This is a genomic window from Nocardioides antri (assembly GCF_008373765.1).
In the GTDB taxonomy this organism is placed as follows: domain Bacteria; phylum Actinomycetota; class Actinomycetes; order Propionibacteriales; family Nocardioidaceae; genus Nocardioides; species Nocardioides antri.
Genome location: NZ_VUJW01000173.1, coordinates 1 through 281, shown reverse-complemented (window position 1 = coordinate 281; position 281 = coordinate 1). Strand labels below are relative to the sequence as shown.

At 50.2% G+C, this 281-nt stretch carries 1 protein-coding gene; it reads left to right on the top strand.

The window, feature by feature from the left end; genetic code table 11:
- Positions 1–18 precede the first annotated feature (18 nt).
- Positions 19–281 (top strand): hypothetical protein (locus F0U47_RS21720; protein ID WP_223162863.1); only part of this gene is annotated, 263 nt, incomplete at its 3' end.

The window sequence follows — 281 nt, the reverse complement described above, 5'->3', positions numbered from 1 at the left end:
TAAATAACGGGTTAAGATATGGTCAGCGAGAACTGGGACACGTGGTTGACATCCTGGGTCTGTGGCGTGTTCGCCGTGGTGCTCGTGATAGTGTTGGTAGCCTTGCTTCTGAAAGCAAGCAGGGGTACGCCGATTCAAGAATTCCGGGCTAAGACGGCTGAGTTGAGTTGCAGCCCGACCTGCAAGAAATGGCACAATTTAACAGATGTGCCGTTTAATGCGAGAAATAAGAAGGTTCCTGGAGGCGATCAAAACGAAGAGGTGAAGATTTCGGCTCCAGT